The organism is Providencia sp. wls1922, from assembly GCF_009706505.1.
Classification (GTDB): Bacteria; Pseudomonadota; Gammaproteobacteria; order Enterobacterales; family Enterobacteriaceae; genus Providencia; species Providencia lanzhouensis.
This window is the reverse complement of the sequence record NZ_WLUG01000045.1, coordinates 1-22,621: the sequence shown is the minus strand read 5'-3', so window position 1 is coordinate 22,621 and position 22,621 is coordinate 1. Positions and strand designations below refer to the sequence as shown.

Annotated in this window: 23 protein-coding genes and 1 pseudogene; 13 read left to right on the top strand and 11 right to left on the bottom strand. The window is 40.2% G+C overall.

All coding sequences use genetic code 11. The annotated features are described in order from the left end of the window. Nucleotides 1-17: 17 nt before the first annotated feature. The 5 genes from GKR71_RS20005 to GKR71_RS03120 all read right to left on the bottom strand — a co-directional run bounded on the left by GKR71_RS20005 (nt 18) and on the right by GKR71_RS03120 (nt 3,250). Complete coding sequence (locus GKR71_RS20005) at nt 18-797, bottom strand: hypothetical protein (protein WP_230083337.1); 780 nt, start codon at nt 795-797, stop codon at nt 18-20. 9 nt (nt 798-806) lie between these two features. Further along, nucleotides 807-1,172 (bottom strand): hypothetical protein, encoded by a 366-nt coding sequence (locus tag GKR71_RS20000; RefSeq protein ID WP_230083336.1) that lies wholly within the window; start codon nt 1,170-1,172, stop codon nt 807-809. Nucleotides 1,173-1,281: 109 nt separating this feature from the next. Next, the gene (locus tag GKR71_RS03130) at nt 1,282-1,974 is read right to left on the bottom strand and encodes a hypothetical protein (RefSeq protein WP_154633934.1); all 693 of its coding nucleotides are present in this window, start codon (nt 1,972-1,974) and stop codon (nt 1,282-1,284) included. 26 nt (nt 1,975-2,000) lie between these two features. Next, nucleotides 2,001-2,468, bottom strand: a complete 468-nt coding sequence (locus tag GKR71_RS03125) for a hypothetical protein (protein WP_230082505.1) — start codon at nt 2,466-2,468, stop codon at nt 2,001-2,003. A gap of 143 nt (nt 2,469-2,611) precedes the next feature. Beyond that, complete coding sequence (locus tag GKR71_RS03120) at nt 2,612-3,250, bottom strand: hypothetical protein (RefSeq protein WP_036949697.1); 639 nt, start codon at nt 3,248-3,250, stop codon at nt 2,612-2,614. A 429-nt stretch (nt 3,251-3,679) separates the two neighbouring features. Here GKR71_RS03120 and GKR71_RS03115 point away from each other — a divergent pair, with 429 nt between their 5' ends. The 4 genes and pseudogenes from GKR71_RS03115 (at nt 3,680) to sanA (ending at nt 8,431) form a co-directional block, all read left to right on the top strand. Beyond that, nucleotides 3,680-5,377: an NAD-dependent malic enzyme gene (locus tag GKR71_RS03115; RefSeq protein WP_036949699.1), complete on the top strand. Its 1,698-nt coding sequence runs from the start codon at nt 3,680-3,682 to the stop codon at nt 5,375-5,377. 168 nt (nt 5,378-5,545) lie between these two features. Further along, nucleotides 5,546-6,436, top strand: a pseudogene (locus GKR71_RS19995) (rhomboid family intramembrane serine protease); the annotation flags it as partial. Nucleotides 6,437-6,460: 24 nt separating this feature from the next. Next, nucleotides 6,461-7,579, top strand: a complete 1,119-nt coding sequence (locus tag GKR71_RS20130; RefSeq protein ID WP_336431406.1) for a hypothetical protein — start codon at nt 6,461-6,463, stop codon at nt 7,577-7,579. 147 nt (nt 7,580-7,726) lie between these two features. Beyond that, the gene (gene sanA, locus GKR71_RS03105; RefSeq protein WP_036949704.1) at nt 7,727-8,431 is read left to right on the top strand and encodes an outer membrane permeability protein SanA; all 705 of its coding nucleotides are present in this window, start codon (nt 7,727-7,729) and stop codon (nt 8,429-8,431) included. Here the strand turns inward: sanA and yeiB are convergent. Together yeiB and folE are read right to left on the bottom strand one after the other, a co-directional pair. Next, a complete protein-coding gene (gene yeiB / locus GKR71_RS03100; protein WP_154633932.1) occupies nt 8,428-9,609 on the bottom strand; it encodes a DUF418 domain-containing protein YeiB in 1,182 nt (393 codons plus the stop codon). The two genes, sanA and yeiB, sit on opposite strands and share 4 nt — an antisense overlap. Before the next feature lie 3 nt (nt 9,610-9,612). After that, on the bottom strand, nt 9,613-10,272 hold the full coding sequence (gene folE, locus GKR71_RS03095) for a GTP cyclohydrolase I FolE (protein WP_036949713.1): 660 nt from the start codon (nt 10,270-10,272) through the stop codon (nt 9,613-9,615). Nucleotides 10,273-10,698: 426 nt separating this feature from the next. On the opposite strand from folE, the gene moeA reads away from it, so the two are divergent. The 3 genes from moeA (at nt 10,699) to GKR71_RS03080 (ending at nt 13,197) form a co-directional block, all read left to right on the top strand. Continuing rightward, a complete protein-coding gene (gene moeA, locus GKR71_RS03090; RefSeq protein ID WP_154599905.1) occupies nt 10,699-11,940 on the top strand; it encodes a molybdopterin molybdotransferase MoeA in 1,242 nt (413 codons plus the stop codon). Nucleotides 11,941-11,944: 4 nt separating this feature from the next. After that, a complete protein-coding gene (gene moeB, locus GKR71_RS03085; RefSeq protein ID WP_071992127.1) occupies nt 11,945-12,691 on the top strand; it encodes a molybdopterin-synthase adenylyltransferase MoeB in 747 nt (248 codons plus the stop codon). Nucleotides 12,692-12,861: 170 nt separating this feature from the next. Continuing rightward, nucleotides 12,862-13,197, top strand: coding sequence for a zinc ribbon domain-containing protein YjdM (locus GKR71_RS03080; protein ID WP_036949717.1), 336 nt, complete (start codon nt 12,862-12,864; stop codon nt 13,195-13,197). 90 nt (nt 13,198-13,287) lie between these two features. Here the strand turns inward: GKR71_RS03080 and GKR71_RS03075 are convergent, their stop codons facing one another. From GKR71_RS03075 to GKR71_RS03065, 3 genes are all read right to left on the bottom strand, one after another. Then, nucleotides 13,288-14,886, bottom strand: coding sequence for an ABC-F family ATPase (locus tag GKR71_RS03075; RefSeq protein ID WP_108479408.1), 1,599 nt, complete (start codon nt 14,884-14,886; stop codon nt 13,288-13,290). Nucleotides 14,887-15,116: 230 nt separating this feature from the next. Then, the gene (locus tag GKR71_RS03070) at nt 15,117-15,575 is read right to left on the bottom strand and encodes a GNAT family N-acetyltransferase (RefSeq protein ID WP_036949720.1); all 459 of its coding nucleotides are present in this window, start codon (nt 15,573-15,575) and stop codon (nt 15,117-15,119) included. A 17-nt stretch (nt 15,576-15,592) separates the two neighbouring features. Beyond that, on the bottom strand, nt 15,593-16,168 hold the full coding sequence (locus tag GKR71_RS03065; RefSeq protein ID WP_036949723.1) for a TIGR00730 family Rossman fold protein: 576 nt from the start codon (nt 16,166-16,168) through the stop codon (nt 15,593-15,595). A gap of 300 nt (nt 16,169-16,468) precedes the next feature. Here GKR71_RS03065 and rhtA point away from each other — a divergent pair, with 300 nt between their 5' ends. Then, entirely contained in the window at nt 16,469-17,356 is an 888-nt protein-coding gene (rhtA, locus tag GKR71_RS03060) for a threonine/homoserine exporter RhtA (protein WP_036949726.1), read from the top strand. A gap of 284 nt (nt 17,357-17,640) precedes the next feature. Further along, complete coding sequence (dps, locus tag GKR71_RS03055) at nt 17,641-18,144, top strand: DNA starvation/stationary phase protection protein Dps (protein WP_036949728.1); 504 nt, start codon at nt 17,641-17,643, stop codon at nt 18,142-18,144. Nucleotides 18,145-18,225: 81 nt separating this feature from the next. On the opposite strand, the gene dinG is transcribed toward dps, so the two are convergent. Next, nucleotides 18,226-20,337, bottom strand: a complete 2,112-nt coding sequence (dinG, locus tag GKR71_RS03050; protein ID WP_154633931.1) for an ATP-dependent DNA helicase DinG — start codon at nt 20,335-20,337, stop codon at nt 18,226-18,228. Nucleotides 20,338-20,577: 240 nt separating this feature from the next. On the opposite strand from dinG, the gene GKR71_RS19870 reads away from it, so the two are divergent. The 4 genes from GKR71_RS19870 to GKR71_RS03035 all read left to right on the top strand — a co-directional run bounded on the left by GKR71_RS19870 (nt 20,578) and on the right by GKR71_RS03035 (nt 22,591). Continuing rightward, nucleotides 20,578-20,739 (top strand): hypothetical protein, encoded by a 162-nt coding sequence (locus tag GKR71_RS19870; protein WP_187369806.1) that lies wholly within the window; start codon nt 20,578-20,580, stop codon nt 20,737-20,739. Between the two features lie 36 nt (nt 20,740-20,775). Beyond that, a complete protein-coding gene (gene sseA / locus GKR71_RS03045; RefSeq protein ID WP_154599940.1) occupies nt 20,776-21,615 on the top strand; it encodes a 3-mercaptopyruvate sulfurtransferase in 840 nt (279 codons plus the stop codon). Nucleotides 21,616-21,747: 132 nt separating this feature from the next. Beyond that, nucleotides 21,748-22,212 carry a hypothetical protein gene (locus tag GKR71_RS03040; protein ID WP_154610035.1) on the top strand — a complete coding sequence of 155 codons (465 nt, stop codon included), beginning with the start codon at nt 21,748-21,750 and terminating at the stop codon, nt 22,210-22,212. Between the two features lie 10 nt (nt 22,213-22,222). Continuing rightward, nucleotides 22,223-22,591: a hypothetical protein gene (locus GKR71_RS03035; RefSeq protein ID WP_108479402.1), complete on the top strand. Its 369-nt coding sequence runs from the start codon at nt 22,223-22,225 to the stop codon at nt 22,589-22,591. Nucleotides 22,592-22,621 lie beyond the last annotated feature (30 nt).

The window sequence follows — 22,621 nt, the reverse complement described above, 5'->3', positions numbered from 1 at the left end:
ATTGAGTGTTAATAATATTAAAATGAGAATCTGGATGATGGGCTGCTATAGCCACCACTGTAGTTAAATTCAGGCATACTTGGTGCTTGCGGTATTCTAAAGTCCCTATCGAACGAACTTGATGAGTGATTTATAAAGGACATGTGGTCTCTTAAGTTATCAACGGTTCGATCCATCTGGCATTCACCTATTTGAAAATCATTTGGTCTATATACACTCACTGGGTATCCTCGGTGTTCTGAAGCCGTTATTTCAATTGGTGCATGATTATTGGAATAGCCAGCAAAAGGAATGTTGCCAATAACATCATCTATCATGGCACTATGTTTATTAACATTGGGGCTGTAATTGGCAGATGGGGAATTAAATAATCCGGTTTCTGGCAATATATAGGCGGGGCGTTCAAGGTAATATTCAGAAAGGCGATCAAAGTGTTCAAACTCTGTCTGACCAACCCAATCAGGTTGTAAATAATATTCATAACGACTCTGAGGTGGTAGATCCCAAAATGATAATCGATTTGTTCCTCTATCAATTAATGGATTTCCCGTTTCATACACAAGTGCTTGAGCATCATCCAGATCGACTTCTAATGTAGGTGATACAAAGAATCCATACGTATTTTTCAAACTTATCACGACACCATCAATGGCATTGTCTATATCTATTACTCTTCTAATCCAACTATGAATTTCGGATTTTTCACTTTCAGTCGCATCATACAAACCTTCATACATAATATTCATAGTACTTAAGCTTAACTCTATTTCCCTATCTGGCTCACCTACAGCATTCAATACCTTTTGCTAGTATCTCTCTTTATTTTCATAGCCTGGCATGACATTAAAAACAGGCTGCAAGGTCCACGCTTCCGCAGGTAACTTATGCATATCAAAAACGAACTCATGGAACCACATCACTTCTTCATGATTTATATCTCCATATATCTCGGTAACGCCATCCGTAAATCTATTTTGAAGTGTATATGAATAAAAAAAAGCCATATCAAAACGTATTTCTTCGAACTTCTCTCGACTAACTACAATGCCTTTTTCAATCATGATCTCTTCTAAGTAGTTTAATGCAAATTTACCTGAAAAAGAGTCACCTTTAACAACACTATTTGCTAGAACTGCATACCGATCCCCCTTACTCGCTAAATATTCATACATTAGTTCTGGCTTTCAGCTTAGAGTTAAAATTTTATGTGCCTTTACTGCTTCTCTTTTTGTTAATCTAAGATACCCTTGTCTATAATGTTTATTTTTCATATCTAACACCTTATAATTTTATATATTTATAAATAAATTTATTTACATCACCCATTATTTCATTCCACACATTTAAATCTTTATAATTTATTAATAATTTAATTTTAACACCAATTTCAGGAATCAAATAAACCGCATCGCATCGACTATAAACACCATCACCAGGTATCCATGCACAGTCAAATAAAATATTAATCGACTCTTTACCCCTCCCCCAATAATAACCTCTTTTATATTCCTTAAAGTGATTATGCTTATTATTGAATCTAAATATGACCTCATTAAAATAAAGCTTTAATTCTTCACTGTATGAGACATCCCCCTTATATTTTCCTTCACCACTATCAATATATAGATACCTTTTATATTCAAGATAACTTTTAGGATCACCATCGAGTGGTTCTATAGAAAATCTAAGTTTTTTATTTTTTTCATTTCCATTTTTATTAAAAGGCTTCATTTCAGGCCAGCTCATTATTAATGGCAAAACTCGAAAATTTGCATCGCAACCTTTTTTATTTTCTAAGAATCTTGGATCGAAATAACTATAACCTTCATATTCCGCGAAGGAGTAGACATAGTTGCTAGGCACTTCAATGACTGTATCGTTAAACCGCCCACAAACAAAACCGGGACGATTATCTGCCATCGATGAAGTTGAAATTAACAAGATAAATATAGAAAAAATAAATTTTATTGGCATATTACGCCTCCAAATTTTTCAAAAACTTATTTTTTATAACGAAAACTATCTTCAACCATCGTCATGGTTTTCTCAATTTCAATAACTAGGGGAATTTTCCTCATTCTCTTTAACCATCGCTGGCTTTTTTTACGTTTTTCAATTGAAGTGCTTTCTGCCTCAGCCTTCATTTTAAACCACAAATCAACAAATATTTTCTCCTCGGATTCCCTTTCGGAATTAGCGTTCATTTCCCTCCAAAATTTGTTTCGTTCATTTTCATCAAAAACATCATAAATATCAGCAAAAAACCATGCATCGCAGGGTAAATTCGCTGCTTTAAATCCATTTTCATTGATAATTTTAGCCTCGTTAAAATTAATTCTTTCCGTTCTAACCTCTACACCTTTATTTAATTCAAACCAAGACTTTAAGTAATTCGCATATGCCAATGCAGATTCATAATGGACTTTATCCATTTTTTCTTTTGACAATGGTTGTTTATATTCATCCATAGTCACTCTTATATATTCAAGTATAATTATGTTAAAAATAGATACACTATCTTTCTTAGGCTCCGAACCTATAGATTGAAAGGAGAAAAATAACAAAATAAAACATAACAATAATTTTTTATTTTGATGCCATATTACCCCCACTAGTCTCCCTCCATAATGTTAGCAAGAACAGCGTTAGTCCATATCTCACTAATTGTGTTTTCGATACTATTCATCACTGGCATTTTTCTCACTATAGATAACCAAGCTATACTTTCCTTTTGTTTCTCTGATGATGAATTTGTCGCTTCTCTAATCATTGAATACCATATTTTCATTAATACTGCTGTTTCTTCATTTCTCCCGCCTTTATTTATTGCATATAAATATCCTTTCCATATTACCTCACTATCTTTCTCATCTAACGCATTAAAAATATGACTAAAAAACCATGCATCATGAGATATGTTAGACCTATCCAGTGAATCATAGTAAAGTTTACTTGCTTCTTTATAATCAATTCCTTCATCAAAACATTTCTTATTTAAAATAATAAAACTATGAACAATCTTTCTATAATCCTGTTTTTTGTAATCATAATTTTTCATTAAACTTGAACTTTTCTTAAATTCAGCAAGATACATAAATTGTAATGCAATAAGAAACCTTGAAGGCTCTTTATTTTGATATTCGCCATAGGAATTACTATTTTCAATAATATTGTTTTTATTTACATCATTTGAACCATGACAAGCACATAGAAAGAGCATAAAAATAATTAACGTGAAATTCCTTATCATAAAAGCCACCAATCTTATAGTTTTATAAAAAGAAAATTAAAACTAAATGAATTAAAAACATGCGGCAATATATGATATATAAAAATATATTTAGCAGGATCAGCATCTACCGACTTACTGCACCATAAGCACTGATTTTCTACTGAACAGTTAAATTAATTTAACCTATAAAAAATGACATACTGCGTTGAAAAGATTGATATCGTGATAAAAGCATCGGCGAACTTAAATAAGCGTGATCCATTCGTTGTAATAGTAAAACAAACCTCGTCTAAAATTCCCTTCTGTAGATAATTTCCTTATCATATAACGCATAATATTCAGTAAAAAATTTAACTGTTTTGTAGCATTATTTACTGTACATATTTTTTGTTTAGCTTAGGATCTAACCTGACAGTTGCTTACTAATCGTCCGAAGAGTGATATTTCATGGAACATGAACACGAAACAAAACGTCCCCTATACATTCCTTATGCTGGTCCAATCTTACTCGAATTTCCTTTACTGAATAAAGGAAGCGCCTTTACAGAAGAAGAACGCGCTAATTTCAACCTGTATGGCCTACTGCCTGAACAAGTTGAAACTATTGAAGAACAAGTTGAACGTGCTTATCGCCAATTAATTGATTTTAAAACAGATATTGATAAGCATATTTACCTGCGTAATATTCAAGACACCAACGAAACCCTATTTTATCGCCTGATTGATGCACACTTAACCGAAGTGATGCCACTCATTTACACCCCAACAGTGGGTGAGGCTTGCGAACATTTCTCTGATATCTATCGCCGTGCGCGTGGTTTGTTTATCTCTTATCCAAACCGTGAATACATCGATGACATGCTGCAAAACGCCACTAAACAAAACGTAAAAGTTATCGTTGTAACAGATGGCGAGCGTATTCTTGGTTTAGGTGACCAAGGTATTGGCGGCATGGGTATTCCAATTGGTAAATTATCCCTGTATACCGCCTGTGGTGGTATTAGCCCTGCGTATACCTTGCCAGTTGTTATTGATGTTGGTACTAATAACCCACAACGCCTGAATGACCCACTGTACATGGGCTGGCGTCATCCGCGTATTACTGGCGAAGAGTATGATGAATTCCTTGAAGAATTTATCCAAGCTGTAAAACGCCGCTGGCCAAATGTGCTGCTGCAATTTGAAGACTTTGCACAGAAAAATGCGATGCCATTACTAAACCGTTATCGCGATGAACTATGCTGCTTTAACGATGATATCCAAGGCACCGCTTCCGTTACTCTTGGTAGCTTAATTGCCGCCAGCCATGCGGCGGGTAGCAAATTGAGCGACCAACGCGTCACATTCTTGGGCGCAGGCTCTGCGGGATGTGGTATTGCAGAGCAAATTATTGCCCAAATGAAATCTGAAGGTTTGAGCGATGAAGAAGCGCGTGCACGCATCTACATGGTTGACCGCTTCGGATTACTGACAGACAAACTGCCAAACTTGCTGGATTTCCAAAGCAAATTGACGCAAAACAGCGCTAACTTGCAAGATTGGGATGTCAACAGTGACTCTATTTCACTGTTAGATGTTGTGCGTAATGCGAAGCCAACAGTACTGATTGGTGTTTCTGGTCAAGCGGGTTTATTCACCGAAGAAATCATCAAAGAGATGCACAAGCACTGCCCTCGCCCAATCGTGATGCCATTATCTAACCCGACATCCCGTGTTGAAGCGCGTCCAGAAGATATTATCAACTGGACTGAAGGTCAGGCATTAGTGGCAACAGGTAGTCCATTCCCACCGGTGGCTTATAAAGACAAAATCTTTGCTATCGCGCAATGCAACAACTCCTATATCTTCCCTGGTATTGGTTTAGGCGTGATTGCATCCGGTGCAAAACGTGTGACTGATGGCATGTTGATGGCAGCAAGCCGTGCGTTAGCAAGCTGCTCACCACTGGCACAAAAGGGTGAAGGTCCACTGTTACCACTGTTATCCGAGATCCAAGATGTTTCCCGCGTGATAGCAAAACAAGTGGCTAAAGAAGCGCAAGTTCAAGGCGTGGCGACCATGACATCAGATAGCGCATTAGATGAAGCTATTGAGCACAATTTCTGGAAACCAGAATATCGTGTCTATAAACGAACTTCATTCTAACTAATTGTAATTACTAAATTAAAGAGCACTTCGGTGCTCTTTTTTTATTTTCTCTGTTTTCTATATTTCAACATTGTCTGAAAGTATCCCGTTTCTATAACTTGCGATTGAGATAGCCGCCAGAGTTATTTAAGATGCAAACATAACCGGTTTACATAGGACTCGCTCATGTCAGAGCCAACCATACCTGAATCAACGCCGCCTGAATCTGCGCCCCAAAAAAATATTCGCAAGTTTTCCCTATGGGCGATAGCACTCACACTGCTTATTGCGATTCTTAATATTGGTGTCTATTTTTATCAGCTTAACTTTGCTGCACCACTTGAATCTCAGGAATACAATTTGTTGCTCTTCGGAGCAAGCGTCTATCAGCTTTCTCTCACCGGTGATTGGTGGCGTTATCCTATTAGCATAGTGCTACATTCCGGATGGTTACATTTAGGGCTAAATACCCTTGCCTTACTGGTAATTGGTATTGAATGTGAACGCGCTTTTGGCAAATTTCGTTATCTTGCAATCTATCTATTTGCAGGGATTGTAGGGTCGTTTGTCAGTGCAGCTTGGCAATACCAAGAAGCCTTAAACAGCGCAATGCGTCGCTTTGACATAATGTCATGGAGCAGCCTGCTACAGAATGATAATACCGTCTATATTACTATCAGCTTGGGCGCGTCTGGGGCGATTATGGGTCTCGCCGCTGCATCAGTGATTGAACTCTTAAAACAGCTCAATAACCCAGACCTCACTAAAGACGCTCGCGATACCCTTAAGCGCCCTCTCTACAATATTATTGCCATGATTGCATTAACCTTAATTAACGGGATGCAATCGGGGGTGGATAATGCTGCTCATATTGGTGGCGCGCTTGCAGGTGCCGTAATTGGCTTTGCTTTCGTTCTCATTCCTGCCAAAAAGTACGTGTTAGATTTACTCGTTGTGTTAATCATGGGAGGAATTTTAGCATTCGTTATCCACCAGCAATCATTTTCGACTGATGAAGATCTTGTTGCTGAGCGTGAGTTCATCTTTCAAGAGCTAGATAAAGAGCTTAATTCAGCCAAAGCAGAGCAAGCTAAGCGAGTAATGGAAAAGGCTGCTAAAGAGGAGCTTGCATCACTCCCCGCCACACAATCTGAAGAGCAAGTTGCTGGTATTCAAATTCAAGCCCCTGAATTAATTGAACCGAGCTTTATTCTCAGTGATGATGCCCACCAGAGGATCTTTATCACAGACGAAGAAGCCAACCTAGTTAGCGCTTACTCTTCAGCCAAAGATGATTGGAAATTGCTGTTTACTATTCAGCTTCCATTACCCAAAAATGAAACAGGCTGTAGCTCTAATCGCTGCCGTGGAATGGGTGCCTATGGCGCAGCACTTAGTAACGATGGAAAGAAACTGTATGTTGCTTCGCTTCAACCAAACAGCGTGAGTGTGATTGATATCGACGCGCAAAAAGTAGAGGCCAATATTGAAACTAGCTTTTTCCCTCGCCAAATTTATGTGATGAAAAATAGCCCACGTGCATTTGTCACAAGCGGTGTAGAAAACAGTATCGCGGTGATTAACCTTTCAAATAATACCGTCGAGAAAAAGCTTACCTTCCCTGATAGCCAAGAGTATCAAGGTGCTTTCGGCGTTCAGATGCCAGCAGCACTGTCCCCCGATGAAAAACATCTAGCGCTGTATGATAATGTCACCCAAGCTGCCTATCTGTTAGATACTCAAACACTTACATTTAGTGCAAAACCTTGGTTTACGGTAGAGAATTATTATGATTCTGTTAGAGAATTTTATTTCACACCAGATAGCCAATCCATCTGGATGGTGACAGATACCCGCTTTATTCTCGCTCATGTCACAGCACCAGCCTCGCCTATCACAGAATATCATTGGTGTGGAAATAATAGCGATATACAGTATGGTCGATATGGCATCAATACGGCGTTAACCCAAGCTTACTATTTGCCACAATACCCTAGTGAAGCCCAGGTTCCACTGGTCTCCACCAGCCTCAAGACATTGAATATCCAAAATGTTCTGCCGGTCCCAACCAATGGTGAATATATTCAAGGGATTGCTGAAACTGATAACGTTTGGGTGATCACTTACCCAAAATCATTTTATGTGGTTGATAAACAAAAATCCGTCGATAGAAACACCATCAGTCCATTACTCTGTTTTGGTGGACTACCGAACGAATAAACCAACATACGGCATCTTATTGTTTTTCAATTCGATGCCATATTGACACGATTTTACGTTACGCGACTTGCGTCACGAAATTAAGTCAAGTAGCCTATTAATTGTTAGCACTAATTATTATAGGCATTAATTATTCAAGGCGAGGACATGAGGAAACGTCTGCTTTATGGTCTATTAATACTGGCAGGGATAGCTTTCGCCACTGTTATTTTACTCGACCGCTGGATCAGTTGGGAAACTGCACCCTATATCTATGAAGATGTAGAGCAACTGCCTGCCCGCGATGTTGGGATGGTTCTCGGCACATCTAAATATTACGCCTCCGGAGCCACTAACCTCTATTACACATATCGAATTAAAGGCGCTGCGGATGCCTATCATAGCGGTAAAGTAAAATATTTACTCCTGAGCGGTGACAACGGCGCACACAATTACAATGAGCCTATCGCCATGCGTAAAGATCTCATCAAAGCGGGCGTTCCCGCCTCAAAAATCGTGCTCGACTTTGCAGGTTTTAGAACCTTAGACTCCGTAGTTCGTACGAAAAAAGTGTTCGATACCGATAACTTCACCATTATCACCCAGCGTTTTCATTGCGAAAGAGCGCTATTCATTGCTAAGCACAAAGGGATTGATGCCCAATGTTTAGCGGTACCTACGCCGGAAGGCATGTTTAAAGTGCGGATACGTGAAGTGTTTGCCCGCTTAGGTGCGCTAGCTGATCTCTATATTCTCCAGCGTGAACCTAAATTTTTAGGGGAACAAGAATCCATTCCTGCTCCAATAAAAATGCCTGATGGCACAAAGGGCTATCCAGCAGTTACCCCTGATGAACTGAATAAACTCAATTAATGTTCAGATGGTGAATGTCGATTTAAAAGATAAAAAAGTTTATCTGTCAGTTGTCGCCAACACCATTCCACTGGCCCTTGCTCAAAGAAGCGCAACCAGCAATAAGAAAACAGCAAGTTAGCACACCAAATGGGTGGAATGAACGCTAACAACTCCACTCGGGTAAACTGATAAAAGTAACCCAAATGATAAAAAATAGTGGTACAAATCAGTGTTTGAAGTAAGTAATTACTCAACGCCATCCGCCCCACATTTTGCAAGGCTTTCGCGAGCACACTTCGGCTAAATATCCCCCAAAAACCATAAACTAGCGCAATATAGCCCAAAGACTGAAACGGCACCGATAGCTCATTAATGATATAGCCAACAATCGAGGTATCAAAATAACGCCAACCAAAAAGGCTTTGAACATACAGAGCCACTGACTGGATAGCTACGGTGGGGAGGATTAATACAATGGCCATTCGACGATAATGCTGCTCAGTAAACTGCCCTTTTAGCCAACCATTTTTCAGTAGCAACGCCCCTAGGATCATCATCGCAACCAGTTGCCAGCCATACTGAATAACCAATAACTCAACCATCATCGCCACTTCACCTGTGCGATATGCGATCCCCGTCATTCCACCAATGCGATGTTGCCAAGCATCAAGAAACGCTTGGTCTGCAGTGATCTGCCAAAAACTGGTATCCACCACATTACTGCCGATGGCAAATAAAATAATCAAACCAATCAAATAGATAGAAATGGCAATTTTGAATAATGTGGAAGCCGCATAGTGTGGCAACACCATTATCACAACCAGCCCCGTCAAGGAATAGGCGAGAAGAATATCCCCATCCCAAAAACCAATTCCATGAATCAAGCCAATAATCGCTAAAACAATCAGTCGGCTACGTTGCCATAATATTGAGCGATAACTTAGCAAGCCTAATGTGGCACCAAAAAGTAAGGAAAAAATTCCCAGAAACTTCCCTTGAAAGAAAAGATTAAAAAACACCCAAACCGCCGCATCAGAGGATGATACTTCGGGGGTGTAATAGGGATTAAGATAGGCCGCTTGTGGTAAAGCAAATCCAAAGATATTCAGTAATAAAATACCGAGGATAGCAATGCCACGTACTGTATCAAGTTGCCCGATACGGCTTTTAGGGGCAACTGAAACGGTTGAGGTCATAAATTAGAGATGGCGAACCGCACGTAAGAATTCTTGACGTGTATTTTGGCTAGACTTGAACAGCCCACCCAATGATGTGGTGGTTGTTGCACTGGTTGCATCACGTATACCACGAGCTTTCACACAGTAATGAACTGCATCAATAGAAACCGCGACATTCATAGTGCCTAATAACGTTTGCAGAGCTACTAAAATTTGCTGAGTTAAACGTTCTTGAACTTGTGGGCGCTGTGAGAAAAACTGCACAATACGGTTGATTTTCGATAAACCAATCACTTTATCTTTAGGGATGTATGCCACAATCGCTTTACCATCGATCGTCACAAAGTGGTGTTCACAAGTACTGGTCAGAGTAATATCACGCACAGTAACCATTTCATCAACATTCATTTTATTTTCAATTAATGTGATTTTTGGGAAGTTTGCATAGTCAAGGCCCGAAAAAATCTCATCCACATACATTTTTGCGATACGGCGCGGGGTATCCGCTAAGCTATCATCGGTTAAATCTAAGTTCAGCAACTTCATAATTTCGGTCATATGTCCTTCAATCAGTTGCTTACGATCCTCACCGGATTTTGGTTGAATACGTAACGGGGTTTCAAGCCCTCTTGCTTCCAAAGCAGCATGAACTAATTCGGCCTCTTTACTCAGAGATGACATAGGATCCTCCACAGATGGTATAACGCTATTTTTATAAAAATGCAGGTGTGCGCGGTACTCTAAAGCAGCAAGTGCAGATAATCCAGTAATACATCTATCAACAGCATGAAATATTTGCAGGTTATCGCGCGACTCGATCCAGAATACTCCTTGCCATTTAAATAACTATTTCATTATTTAAATGCGATTAATAACACCCTTTATTTTAGCCTTTTTGGTAGCTCTGTTTTAGCAAAAATCGTGTTCTTCGATAACGGATTCATTAAAACAACGCAATATGTGACCCAAATGAGACAAACTATCCACCCAAAAGCTATCAGTAATCAATTTCTATTCATTCACCCAATGCGCTATATCTGACATAATACCGCCAACAATTTATTTTAAGCCTCGAAGGCCAATAACAAGATTAAGGGGTAACGATTTATGGACCAGTGTCATACTAACGGTTTGATTTCACTAGAGCTTGCATTAGAAAAATTACTTTCAAACACCGCAACTGTCACAAGCACTGAAATCATTCCACTAACTGAGTCTGCCCAACGTATTATTGCCGAAGACCTCATTTCTCCCATTAATGTCCCGCCGTTTGATAACTCAGCGATGGATGGTTATGGTTTTCGCTTTGCTGATTGGGATGGAAAAACCCCGATGCCCGTCGCTGGAAAATCCTTTGCTGGCAACCCAATGGAAGGAAAATTACCCGCAGGTAGCTGTGTAAGGATCATGACGGGAGCGCCTATTCCTGAAGGTGTTGATACCGTTGTCATGCAAGAAGCCACAGAACAAACTGATCAAGGAATTATTTTTACGGAAAGCTTCAAGCAAGGAAACAATATCCGTAAAGCTGGTGAAGATATTGCCCAAGGTAGTGCGGTATTCCCTGCCGGAACCTTACTCTCCACCACACAGCTACCATTGATAGCGTCTCTTGGAATTGCGAATGTGACAGTCCAGCGCCGTTTGAAAGTTGCCGTGTTCTCAACCGGTGATGAGCTTCAAGCAGTAGGCGAACCTCTGGCTGAGGGGCAAATTTATGACACAAACCGTTTTGCCGTTCGCTTAATGTTAGAAAAACTCAATTGCGAAGTGCTGGATTTTGGCGTTATCCCCGACTCACCAGAAAAACTCAAGCAAACCTTTATTGAAGCTAACCAATGTGCTGATTTAGTCATCAGCAGCGGCGGCGTCTCTGTCGGCGAAGCGGATTACACCAAACAAATTTTGGATGAACTGGGTGAGATTGGATTTTGGAAATTAGCTATCAAGCCAGGTAAACCTTTCGCATTTGGCAAGCTAAGTTCCGCGTGGTTCTGTGGCTTACCAGGTAACCCTGTCTCTGCCGCGCTGACTTTCTATCAATTAGTTCAGCCATTAATTGCTCGCCTCAGCGGCCATAGCCAATGGAAAGCCCCTGTCCGCTTCAAAGTTCCTGTCACTACACCACTGAAAAAATCACCTGGACGCCTTGATTTCCAACGAGGCATTTTAAGCGTCAATGAACAAGGTCAGCTACAAGTGGCGACTACAGGGCACCAAGGCTCACATGTCTTCAGTTCTTTTAGCCAAGCAAACTGCTTTATTGTATTAGAACGTGAGCGTGGAAAAGTGGCGGCAGGTGAAATGGTTGATGTGGAAATGTTCAATTACTTATTAAAAAGTGAGTAAGACTGTGCAAGAACTGACTGATCAGGAAATGCTACGTTATAACCGCCAAATTATCTTACGCGGCTTCGATTTTGACGGGCAGGAAAAGCTGAAGGCAGGTAAAGCCTTGGTCGTTGGGCTTGGTGGACTTGGCTGCGCGGCGACACAATACCTCGCCGCCGCGGGTGTCGGTTATTTAACCCTCGTAGATTTTGATACGGTTTCCCTATCAAATTTGCAGCGCCAAACCCTGCACCGCGACGCGACTATCGGTGAACCTAAAGTAGATTCAGCAAAAGCGCAGCTAGCGGCCATCAATCCTCATATCCAGATTGATACTGTTAACGCGCAATTGGATGATCCTGAGCTAGAACAATTAGTTCAACAGCATCATGTAATCTTAGATTGCACGGATAATGTTTCCATTCGCGAGCAGCTTAATCGCCTCTGCTTTAAACACAAAATTCCTTTTGTTTCGGGTGCTGCAATTCGTATGGAAGGGCAACTTTCCGTATTTACCTATGAAGAAGGAATGCCCTGCTATCACTGCCTAAGCCGACTGTTTGGAGAAAATAGCCTGACATGTGTAGAGGCTGGCGTCATGGCGCCGCTGGTGGGGACAATTGGCACATTAGAAGCGATGGAAACCATCAAATTGCTAGCCCAGTACGGCAAAGTCAATGTTGGAAAAGTGCTGTTATTTGATGCGATGACGCTGGATTTTCGCCAATTTAAACTCAATAAAGACCCTCATTGTGAGGTTTGCTCCTAAGATTCTTCATGGCGAGCTAAGTCTCGCCATTTTTTAAGATACAAAATTAGGAATATTCCTAAAAATTCATTTATCTTGTCTTTGGTCTTATACTATCCCCCTTTCGGGGAACCTCGTTATCCCTACTGATTTGAACTATGACTGTGTCAGTCATTACTGAGAATATAAATATGTCATTACCTCCTTGCCCAAAATGTCAGTCTGAATATACCTATACTGACAACGATATGTACATCTGCCCTGAGTGCGCGCACGAATGGAATGATGCTGAGCCAGTTACTGACATTGATGAACTCATCGTAAAAGATGCTAATGGCAACTTATTAGCTGATGGCGATACTGTTACCGTAATCAAAGATCTTAAAGTGAAAGGTAGTTCTTCAATGCTGAAAATAGGTACCCGCGTTAAAGGTATCCGTTTAGTGGAAGGCGATCACAATATCGATTGTAAAATCGATGGTTTCGGTCAAATGAAACTGAAATCTGAGTTTGTGAAGAAAAACTAATTTTGAGGCTGTTCTGCCATTTTGAACAGCTAAATAAAAATAGCCCCTCGGGTATCACACCAGCGGGGCTATTTTTTTATTCAAACAAGATTAGATAACAACACCTTGGCTTTTCAGGTACTCGTCATAAGTACCTTTAAAATCAATCACTTTATCTTCTTTAATCTCAAGAATACGAGTTGCCAGTGAACTCACAAACTCACGGTCATGGGAAACGAAAATCAGCGTTCCTTGATACATTTCCAATGCTAAGTTCAATGATTCAATGGATTCCATATCTAAGTGGTTGGTCGGTTCATCCATAATCAAAATATTTGGCTGTTGCATCATCAACTTACCAAATAACATACGACCCTGCTCACCACCTGATAAGACCGACACTTTTTTCTTAATATCGTCTTGAGAGAATAGTAAGCGACCTAAAATACTGCGAACCGCTTGCTCATCATCCCCTTCACTTTTCCACTGGCTCATCCAGTCAAACACGTTCAGGTCAGTATCGAAGTCTTCTGCGTGGTCTTGCGCATAATAACCAATGTTATGGTTTTCAGACCATTTGACGATTCCGCTTGTCGCAGGTTGCTCACCGACTAAGGTTTTTAAGAATGTGGTTTTACCGATACCGTTAGCACCGATAACCGCCATTTTCTCACCCACTTCCATTAATAGGTTCACGTTTTTAAACAGAGGACCTTGATCGTAACCGTTAGTGACCGCTTCTAATTCTAAAGCATTACGGAACAGTTTTTTCTCTTGTTCAAAACGAATGAATGGGTTTTGACGACTAGAGGCTTTAACTTCATCTAATTGAATTTTATCAATTTGACGAGCACGAGAAGTCGCTTGTTTAGATTTTGATGCGTTAGCGCTGAAACGGCTAACGAAAGATTGTAACTCAGCAATTTGCGCTTTTTTCTTGGCGTTATCAGATAACAGACGCTCTCTCGCTTGGGTTGCCGCAATCATATACTCATCGTAGTTACCCGGGAATAAACGCAGCTCACCGTAATCTAAATCCGCCATGTGCGTACAAACGGTATTCAAGAAGTGTCTATCATGGGAAATGATAACCATGGTGCAGTTACGGTCATTCAGCACTTGTTCTAACCAACGGATGGTATCGATATCCAAGTTGTTCGTCGGTTCATCAAGTAACAGAATATCTGGATCAGCAAATAATGCCTGAGCCAATAGCACACGCAGTTTCCAACCCGGCGCGACTTCGCTCATTGGACCATAATGTTGCTCAACCGGAATACCGACGCCTAATAGCAGCTCACCCGCACGCGCTTCCGCGCTATAGCCATCCATTTCACCGTAAGCCACTTCAAGATCTGCAACGCGATAGCCATCTTCTTCACTCATTTCTGGCATCGCATAAATTCTGTCACGCTCTTGCTTTACATCCCAAAGCTCAGCATGTCCCATGATAACGGTATCGAGAACAGTAAACTCTTCGAATGCAAACTGGTCTTGGCGTAATTTACCTAAACGCTCGTTAGGATCCGTGGTGCTCACATTCCCTGCGGTTGGCGTTAAGTCACCACCCAGAATTTTCATAAATGTGGATTTACCCGCACCATTCGCACCGATCAGACCGTAGCGGTTACCGGTACCGAATTTAACTGAGATGTTTTCAAACAGCGGCTTACTGCCAAACTGCATAGTGATATTGTTGGTTGTTAACACTGCGATGCCTTAAATTGATCTTTGTAGAGTCGCCCCGAGATTGGCGTAATTGCCCTTATCTCGCCGACTTGAAGTCTGATAAGAATAAATAGCCGCGCATTATGCCATAATCCCGCGTTTAGATCTTGTGCTGATTTTTGAGCCGCTTTTTCTGAAAAAGATATGATTTGTTCATGATACCTTGGGGGCTAATACTATAAAAAGCTCCCCAATAACGGAGAGCTTAAAATTTACAACGCGATCCCCATGGTACGGGATACTTCGGCTAATCCTTCGCGCTCATAAAACTTAATAGCTTGGTGGTTTTGCGCTAATACTGAAAGTTCTAAGTGACTAAATTTCTGCAACTTAGCCCACTCTTTCATTCCATCTAAGAGCTGTTTACCTGCTTTTTCACCTCGAAAGTCGGGAGAGATGACCAAATCAAAAATATAACCGAAATCCCTTGGCACAATGCAACTATAAGGATCTGCCGTTTGTTTTTGAGCAATACAAAAACCTTTGATTTCACCTTCATGATCAACCACTAAAAGATGAAACTTATTATCCTCAATGGCATTTTCAACAAACTCACTCGATTGTTCCGCGGCTTGTAACCTTTCACGATCAAACTTAGCCATCTCGGCAAATAAAATTTGGTAGAGCGCAAGAATTGCTGATAAATCCTCTTTTTTTGCTTTTCTGATCATAAAGCTACCCGAATAAGTTAGTCGTAAGTTTTCACTGGTGGTGCAATATACGTTTCAAATTGATCTAATAAACTGGCTGGGGATGATTCCACAATCGCCATATGACGATATTTTTCATGTAAAAAGCCCTCATCCGCCATTTTATTGGTCATATCAATCAGAGGCTGCCAGTAATTATTAATATTGAATAATCCGCAAGGCTTAGTATGTAAACCAATTTGACTCCATGTGAACACTTCGCTGTATTCTTCTAAAGTGCCGTATCCACCAGGCATTGCGACAAAACCATCAGCAAGTTCAATCATTTTGCTTTTGCGCTGATGCATGGTGTCAACTTTGTACAGTTCGGTCAGATTTTTATGCGAGATTTCACGCTCTTCAAGCAGGGATGGGATCACACCAATAGCCTTGCCGCCTAAAGATAATACCGTATCGGCAACGGTTCCCATCAGCCCAACACTCGCACCACCGTAGACTAAAGCGATATCACGCTTTACCAGCTCTTTTGCAAACTCAATGGCTTGTTTTTGATAAATTTCATTCGTCCCCATGCTTGAACCACAATAAACCGCGACGCTTTTAATTTTTTTCATGTTCTATTTTCATTCCTATTATCATTCTTGTAAGCGCAAAATTATACGGTACCCTCAAAGAAGCTCAACTCACAATATTTTATTTTTAGTCGTTATCCAATATTAAATAATATGATGAATTTTTCGCTCTCAACAAAGCAATATAATCTGCATGAATTCTGTGAGATAATTCACGCCAATTTGCTGGCTTAGGGTAAATATCCCAACAAACCACCATTATTATTTAGATTTACCCATTTTATCTGTATATACCGTGTGGGTTTTATCGACGTTCCTAACGTTTTTTGAGGTTTTTTATTCATGTCTGCCGATACTAAAAAGAGTGCTTTTCCGCTATTACCGATAGGCTTGCTATTACTGGCAATGATGTCAATCCAAAGTGGTGCCTCTTTAGCTAAAACATTGTTCCCACTTATCGGCGCACCAGGTGTTACCGGTTTACGTTTGTTGCTTGCCACGATTATTTTGTGTGTGATCTTTAAACCATGGCGTTTAAATTTTAGAAAAAGCTCTCTGGGACCACTGCTTGCTTATGGTTTATCTCTCGGAACCATGAACTACCTGTTTTATTTAGCGCTTGAGCGTATCCCTTTAGGAATTGCGGTCGCACTTGAGTTTACGGGCCCATTAGCCGTTGCGATGTTCTCTTCTCGCCGCCCTATTGATTTTTTATGGATTGGGCTTGTCATTGCTGGGTTGCTATTCTTACTGCCTATTGGCAATAACATTGACTCTCTCGATCTCGTTGGTGCCGCTTATGCTTTAGGTGCCGGTGTCTGCTGGGCGATTTATATTATCTTTGGTCAACGCGCTGGCGCAGGTTATGGTGCCGCAACGGTTGCTGTGGGTTCGTTGATTTCTGCGCTGATTTTCTTCCCGATTGGATTAATGCAAACCGGGGTTGAAGCGATGTTTGACCCAGCCATTCTACCTTTGGCTTTAGGGGTTGCTATTTTGTCTACCGCATTTCCGTATACATTAGAGATGATAGCGTTAACCAAGCTGCCCGCAAAAACCTTCGGTACTCTAATGAGTCTAGAGCCTTGCATGGGAGCATTTTTAGGCATTGTCTTCCTACAAGAACATTTAACGATGACACAATGGTTAGCGCTGTTGTGTATTGTATGCGCGTCTATTGGCTCAACATCCACTTCGGTACCCAAATCAAAGATTGAAAAAGTATCGTAAATAATTACGTCATCTTCACTTTTATTAAAGGCTAATAGGCAATTCTATTAGCTTTTTTTCTTTGTTCATTTTTTATTTCATTATCTTGTAAGGTAATCTTCATTTATTTGAAATGTCACATCGATAGATTCGATTGGTAAAATCTAAATAAACGCCCAAAAAAAATATCATCGTCCTGCCTATTAAAGTAATAGATTATTACTTTATGACATTCTTAGCTTTACACTCTATATTTATAAGCAGACAAGACAATTGAGTTAATTATATTTAAGAGAGGAAATTCTATGAATACTGCAAAATTATTTAAAACCTCTTCAACTGAACTTTTATATACCCGTAATGATATTGAAGATAGTGTAAAATTAGAAACCATCGGTATCTTAAACATGATGGTTATCCATTTCACCGATCTCTCTTTAATCACTAAACAAGCACATTGGAACATGCGCGGTCGCAACTTTATCGCAGTGCATGAGATGTTAGATGGCTTTAGAGATAGCATCATTGGGCACTTGGATGAATTCGCTGAGCGTGCGGTTCAGCTAGGTGGCATCGCCACAGGAACATCACAACAAGTCAATAAGTTTACATCATTAGAAGCTTATCCATTGGATATTCATTCTGTACAAGACCATTTAAAAGCATTAGCTGAACGATATGCTGTTGTTGCAAATGATATTCGTAAAGCTATCGATGAAGTTGAAGATGAAAATACCGCAGATATGTTTACCGCCGCATCTCGCGATCTGGATAAATTCCTGTGGTTATTAGAAGCCAATATTGAGTAGTGTCGTAAAACAGAGTCAATATACTGACCATGAGACCACTTCGGTGGTCTCAATTATTTATCACCCTACTTCTTTATCGCCCTACTTATCTGAAGTTGGCATTTCAGGTTGTTCAATAGGGAAAATGGGTAACGAATTTAATAAACGTTTACCATAGCTTTTGGTTAATAAGCGCTTATCATAAATGATAATTTCGCCATAACACTCATGACTTCGAATCAAACGCCCTGCTTGCTGGATCAAATTAAATGAAGCGCTAGGTAAACTTTGTACCTCGAATGGATAACGCTTTAATGACTTCAGCCAATCACCTTCAGTAATAATTACTGGATTTGTCACAGGCGGAAACGCAATCTTGTGAATATGCACTTGGGTTAAAAATTCCCCTTTTAAATCCAACCCTTCCGCAAATGATTGTAAGCCGATTAACGCGCTTTTTTGCCCTTGTTTAATACGTTCACAATGCGTCTCCACTAGCCGGTAACGTGGCTGATCCCCCTGCACTAATAGCTGTAAACGCAAATCTTTCACATGCTCCAGAAACCCTTCCATCGCTCGCTGGCTACTAAATAGGATCAAGACCCCATGGTGATCACCATGCGTAAATTGATGACGAAAATAGGTTGCCATCTCTTTTAAATGTTCAGCTTCATTTGCCATAGTTGGCTCATGCTGCATTTTGGGGATCACCAACTTACCCTGCTCAACATGATTAAACGGTGAGGTGAGCGTCACGAAACGGTCATCACTCTTTTCGGATAATCCCGTTAACTCCATAAAACGTGAATAGCTGTTCAAAGAGCGAAGTGTTGCCGATGTCACTACAATATGAGGCACATTTTTCCATAACAAATGTTGCAGCTGTTCACTTACGCGGATCCCTGCGCAATGCATAAAAATCCGGGATTGATTTTTCTCATAATGGCGGCTAAGCCATTTCGAAACGGGCGCACCAGAGCTTTGATCAAGCGAGGCTAAGCGCCATAATTTGGTCATATTTTCAAAATAGCCCATCGCTCGGCTTGTCACTAAAATGGAGCGATGTAAACGCACAATATCTTGCTTTGCTGTTTGTTCCGTTAAATCACTGAGAATCGCCTCTGATAGCCCACGTAATCCATCTGTCAGCTTAAATAGCTCTTGGCAACATTGCTGCATTACCTCAGGCAAGATCCCCATTGGAAACAAATATTCTGACTCTTTGGATGTTTCAGGTAATAGCCCGTTCGCTAACAGTGAAAAATCACGGAAACACTCACGTAATTTTTCAGCATGTTGTTGTAGCTTATCAGGATTAGTCAACTTAGGTGGTTTTGCTGGACGAAACTGCGCAACATACTGCCCGACATGATGAATAAAATTATCCACCTGCGCGGTAAGCTGAACTAGCGTAATTTCCCCTTCAACTTCTAAAGCGTCTCTCGCCACATCGGGAACATGATGCCCCTCATCGAGAACTAACAGTAATTTCTTGGGATCCGGTAATACCGATTCACTTTCCATGGCTGCCATCACTAAAGCATGGTTAGCCAAGACCACATCCGCATCTTCAATTTCACGGCGTGCCATAAAAAAAGGGCATCGTTGATAGAACTGGCAATTACGCCCAAGGCAATTCATTTTATCGGTGCTGACTTTACGCCATAAACTATCGCTAAATGCCTTTTTATGGTGGTCGCGTAGCCCATCCCAAGCAAAACTATGAAAATCATTGCGTAATTGCTGGCATTGCGCTCTCTCTTCGCTGTTGGTAATTTCAGTTTTGTCTTCCACCAACAGCATTAAATCAATTTGTTCCCCTTCCGCGGCACAAATAGCTTCTAAGTTTCGGGGGCACACATAACGCGCCCGCCCAAATGCGCCTGTATATTTTAAGTCAGGGATAATTTTGCTCAGTAATGGCAAATCCTTACTGAATATTTGATCTTGGAGGGCAACGTTAGCGGTGCTCACGACCAAAGTTTTACCTTCTTCGCGCCCTACCGCAATGCCTGGTATCAAATAGGATAAGGTTTTTCCCACCCCAGTGGGTGCTTCAATCACTAAATGACGCCCTTCTGCATCCGACAAATTTTTCGCCACTTCAGCAATCATCTGCCGCTGAGGTGCCCGAGAGACGAACCCCTCGATTTGGTTAGATAACCCCTTATACCATTGAGTTATTTGTTCTTTGATTTTATTTGACAGAGACATAGATACGCAGAAGACCAAGTAAAAAGGAGATGATAGCTAATCAAAAAAGAGGCAGGAAAGCCCCTGTTTCTCTTTTGCGAAACCCTTCGCAAAACTACTGTATTAATTTCCATTATACACAAATTCTGGAAAGCCTTTCGCAAAACACCAAATCGAGCCAAGAAAATATCCCGTAAAACTTGTTTGCTATCACCATCCAGTTATACTTTGGCATCTTCGTGTCAAATCAGGCTAATAAAAATGAAAAAAGTCGTCATCGCACTGTGCGCATTATGCGCATTGAGTTCTATTGGGGGTATTGTGCTTGCCGGGATGAATATTTATACCCGCTCCACCACACCTTTAGAGCAAAATCAGGCTCAATCGCCATCGATATTACCTGCACCTAATCAGATCCAGTAATCATCCATTATTAATCAAACGGGACGGTGAGTTATGATGTACAACGATTATTTTGTAACACCAGAGTGGTTAAATTCACATCTTTCAGACAGTAATATTATTGTGCTTGATGTCTCTACGCCACCACCTACCGCCCCTTATGATTGCTACCAAAGCTACCTTGATGAGCACATTCCCCAAGCTCAATTTTTTAATCAAGATGAAATCGCCGATAAGAGCTGCGACTTACCCCATATGCTCCCTGACGCCGCCACATTTAGCCAAGCTGTTGGAGCGATGGGGATTAATAATCAAACGCAAGTCATTATTTACGCTCAAAATAATTTGTTTTCATCTCCGCGTGCATGGTGGACTTTCCGCACTTTAGGCTGTAAACAGGTTAAAATTTTAGCCGGTGGAATTAACGCATGGAAAGCAGCTGGTTTCGCAACTCAATCTGGTAAAGTCACCCCACCCGCCGCACAAACCTTTATTGCGGATAGACAAGATGCCAATGCGCTGAATCAACAGCAAATGTTAGAGGTTGCCACTGAAGGTAAAATCCAAATTATTGATGCGCGTGCAGCTGCCCGTTTTCTGGCTCAAGCTCCTGAACCTCGCCCAGGTTTAAGGATGGGGCATATTCCAGGCAGTAAAAATGTGCCTTGGGATTTATTAGTGGATAATGGGGAATATAAATCCCCCGAACAATTAAAAGCTATTTTTGCGCAGCAAGGTGTCGATATTCTCGCACCAACAGTCACAACCTGTGGCTCTGGCATGACTGCTGCCGTAGTTTTACTGGCATTGGTATTATTAGGTAACCCACATGTGCGCCTCTATGATGGTTCATGGGCGCAATGGGGACAAGACAACGGGTTACCAATCGAACCTTAATCATTTTTATTCCCTCATAAATACGCGTTAATTATGAGGGGATTTGTTTGTTCTATTTAAATCTAATATTATAAAAAATCAATCTAATTAATTAAGATTTCTATTACTCTATTTTTATGGAGCTAATAAAAAATGAATACATCATGGGAACTCTGGGTAATAAACCTAGGGACGCTATCTACCTTTGTCGGTACAGCAGCAACTTTATGGGTTCTATTACAAACATCAAGATTAACGATTAAATTTAATCGTAAGGCATCTATTTATTTTCATAAGGAGAAGCTATCCAAGCTACTTAATGATTATTATAAACACTTATCTGAAGTTCATAATAAAAATACCTTTCATGAAGAAATGCATAGAAGGAAGTTACATAGTAGAATACAATCATTACACCATTATATTCTATTCATTGACTCTAAAGATAAAAAATTAACATCATCAATAAAACAATACAAAATAAAAACCACAAAAATAACATCAATAAAAGACCACCATGATTTAGATATTAGCCTATGTTTTGATATGTTAGATGAAGTAAATCTTCTACTTAATTATATTGATAATATTATTGATATTTCAGCTAGAAAAATATGAGGGAAAACTAATGAACCCAACAGAACACAAAGTCATATCTAACGTATTTTTAAAAAGTTTAAAGCGCCAAATAGAATGGGAGCAAACAAAAGATATCCATCCAGCCATTAACCAATCTCCAAATTTTTGTATTCTAGGATGTTATAATACAACAAACTTAGATAACATGGCTTTTTACTTATACTCATATCGTACTATTGAATTTAATCATTACACTGAGACACATAATTCTGTAGTGAAATTTTCTCTTACATTAATTGAAAATAACTGTATCACTTGGAATACAGTTCATGATGATAGATTATTGACTCAGTTATTTGAAATTACTGCATTTGATAAATCTTCAATACATAAATTCATGGAACCATGTGAAAATTAAAAAATTAAAGCCACTCATTATTTAGCGAAC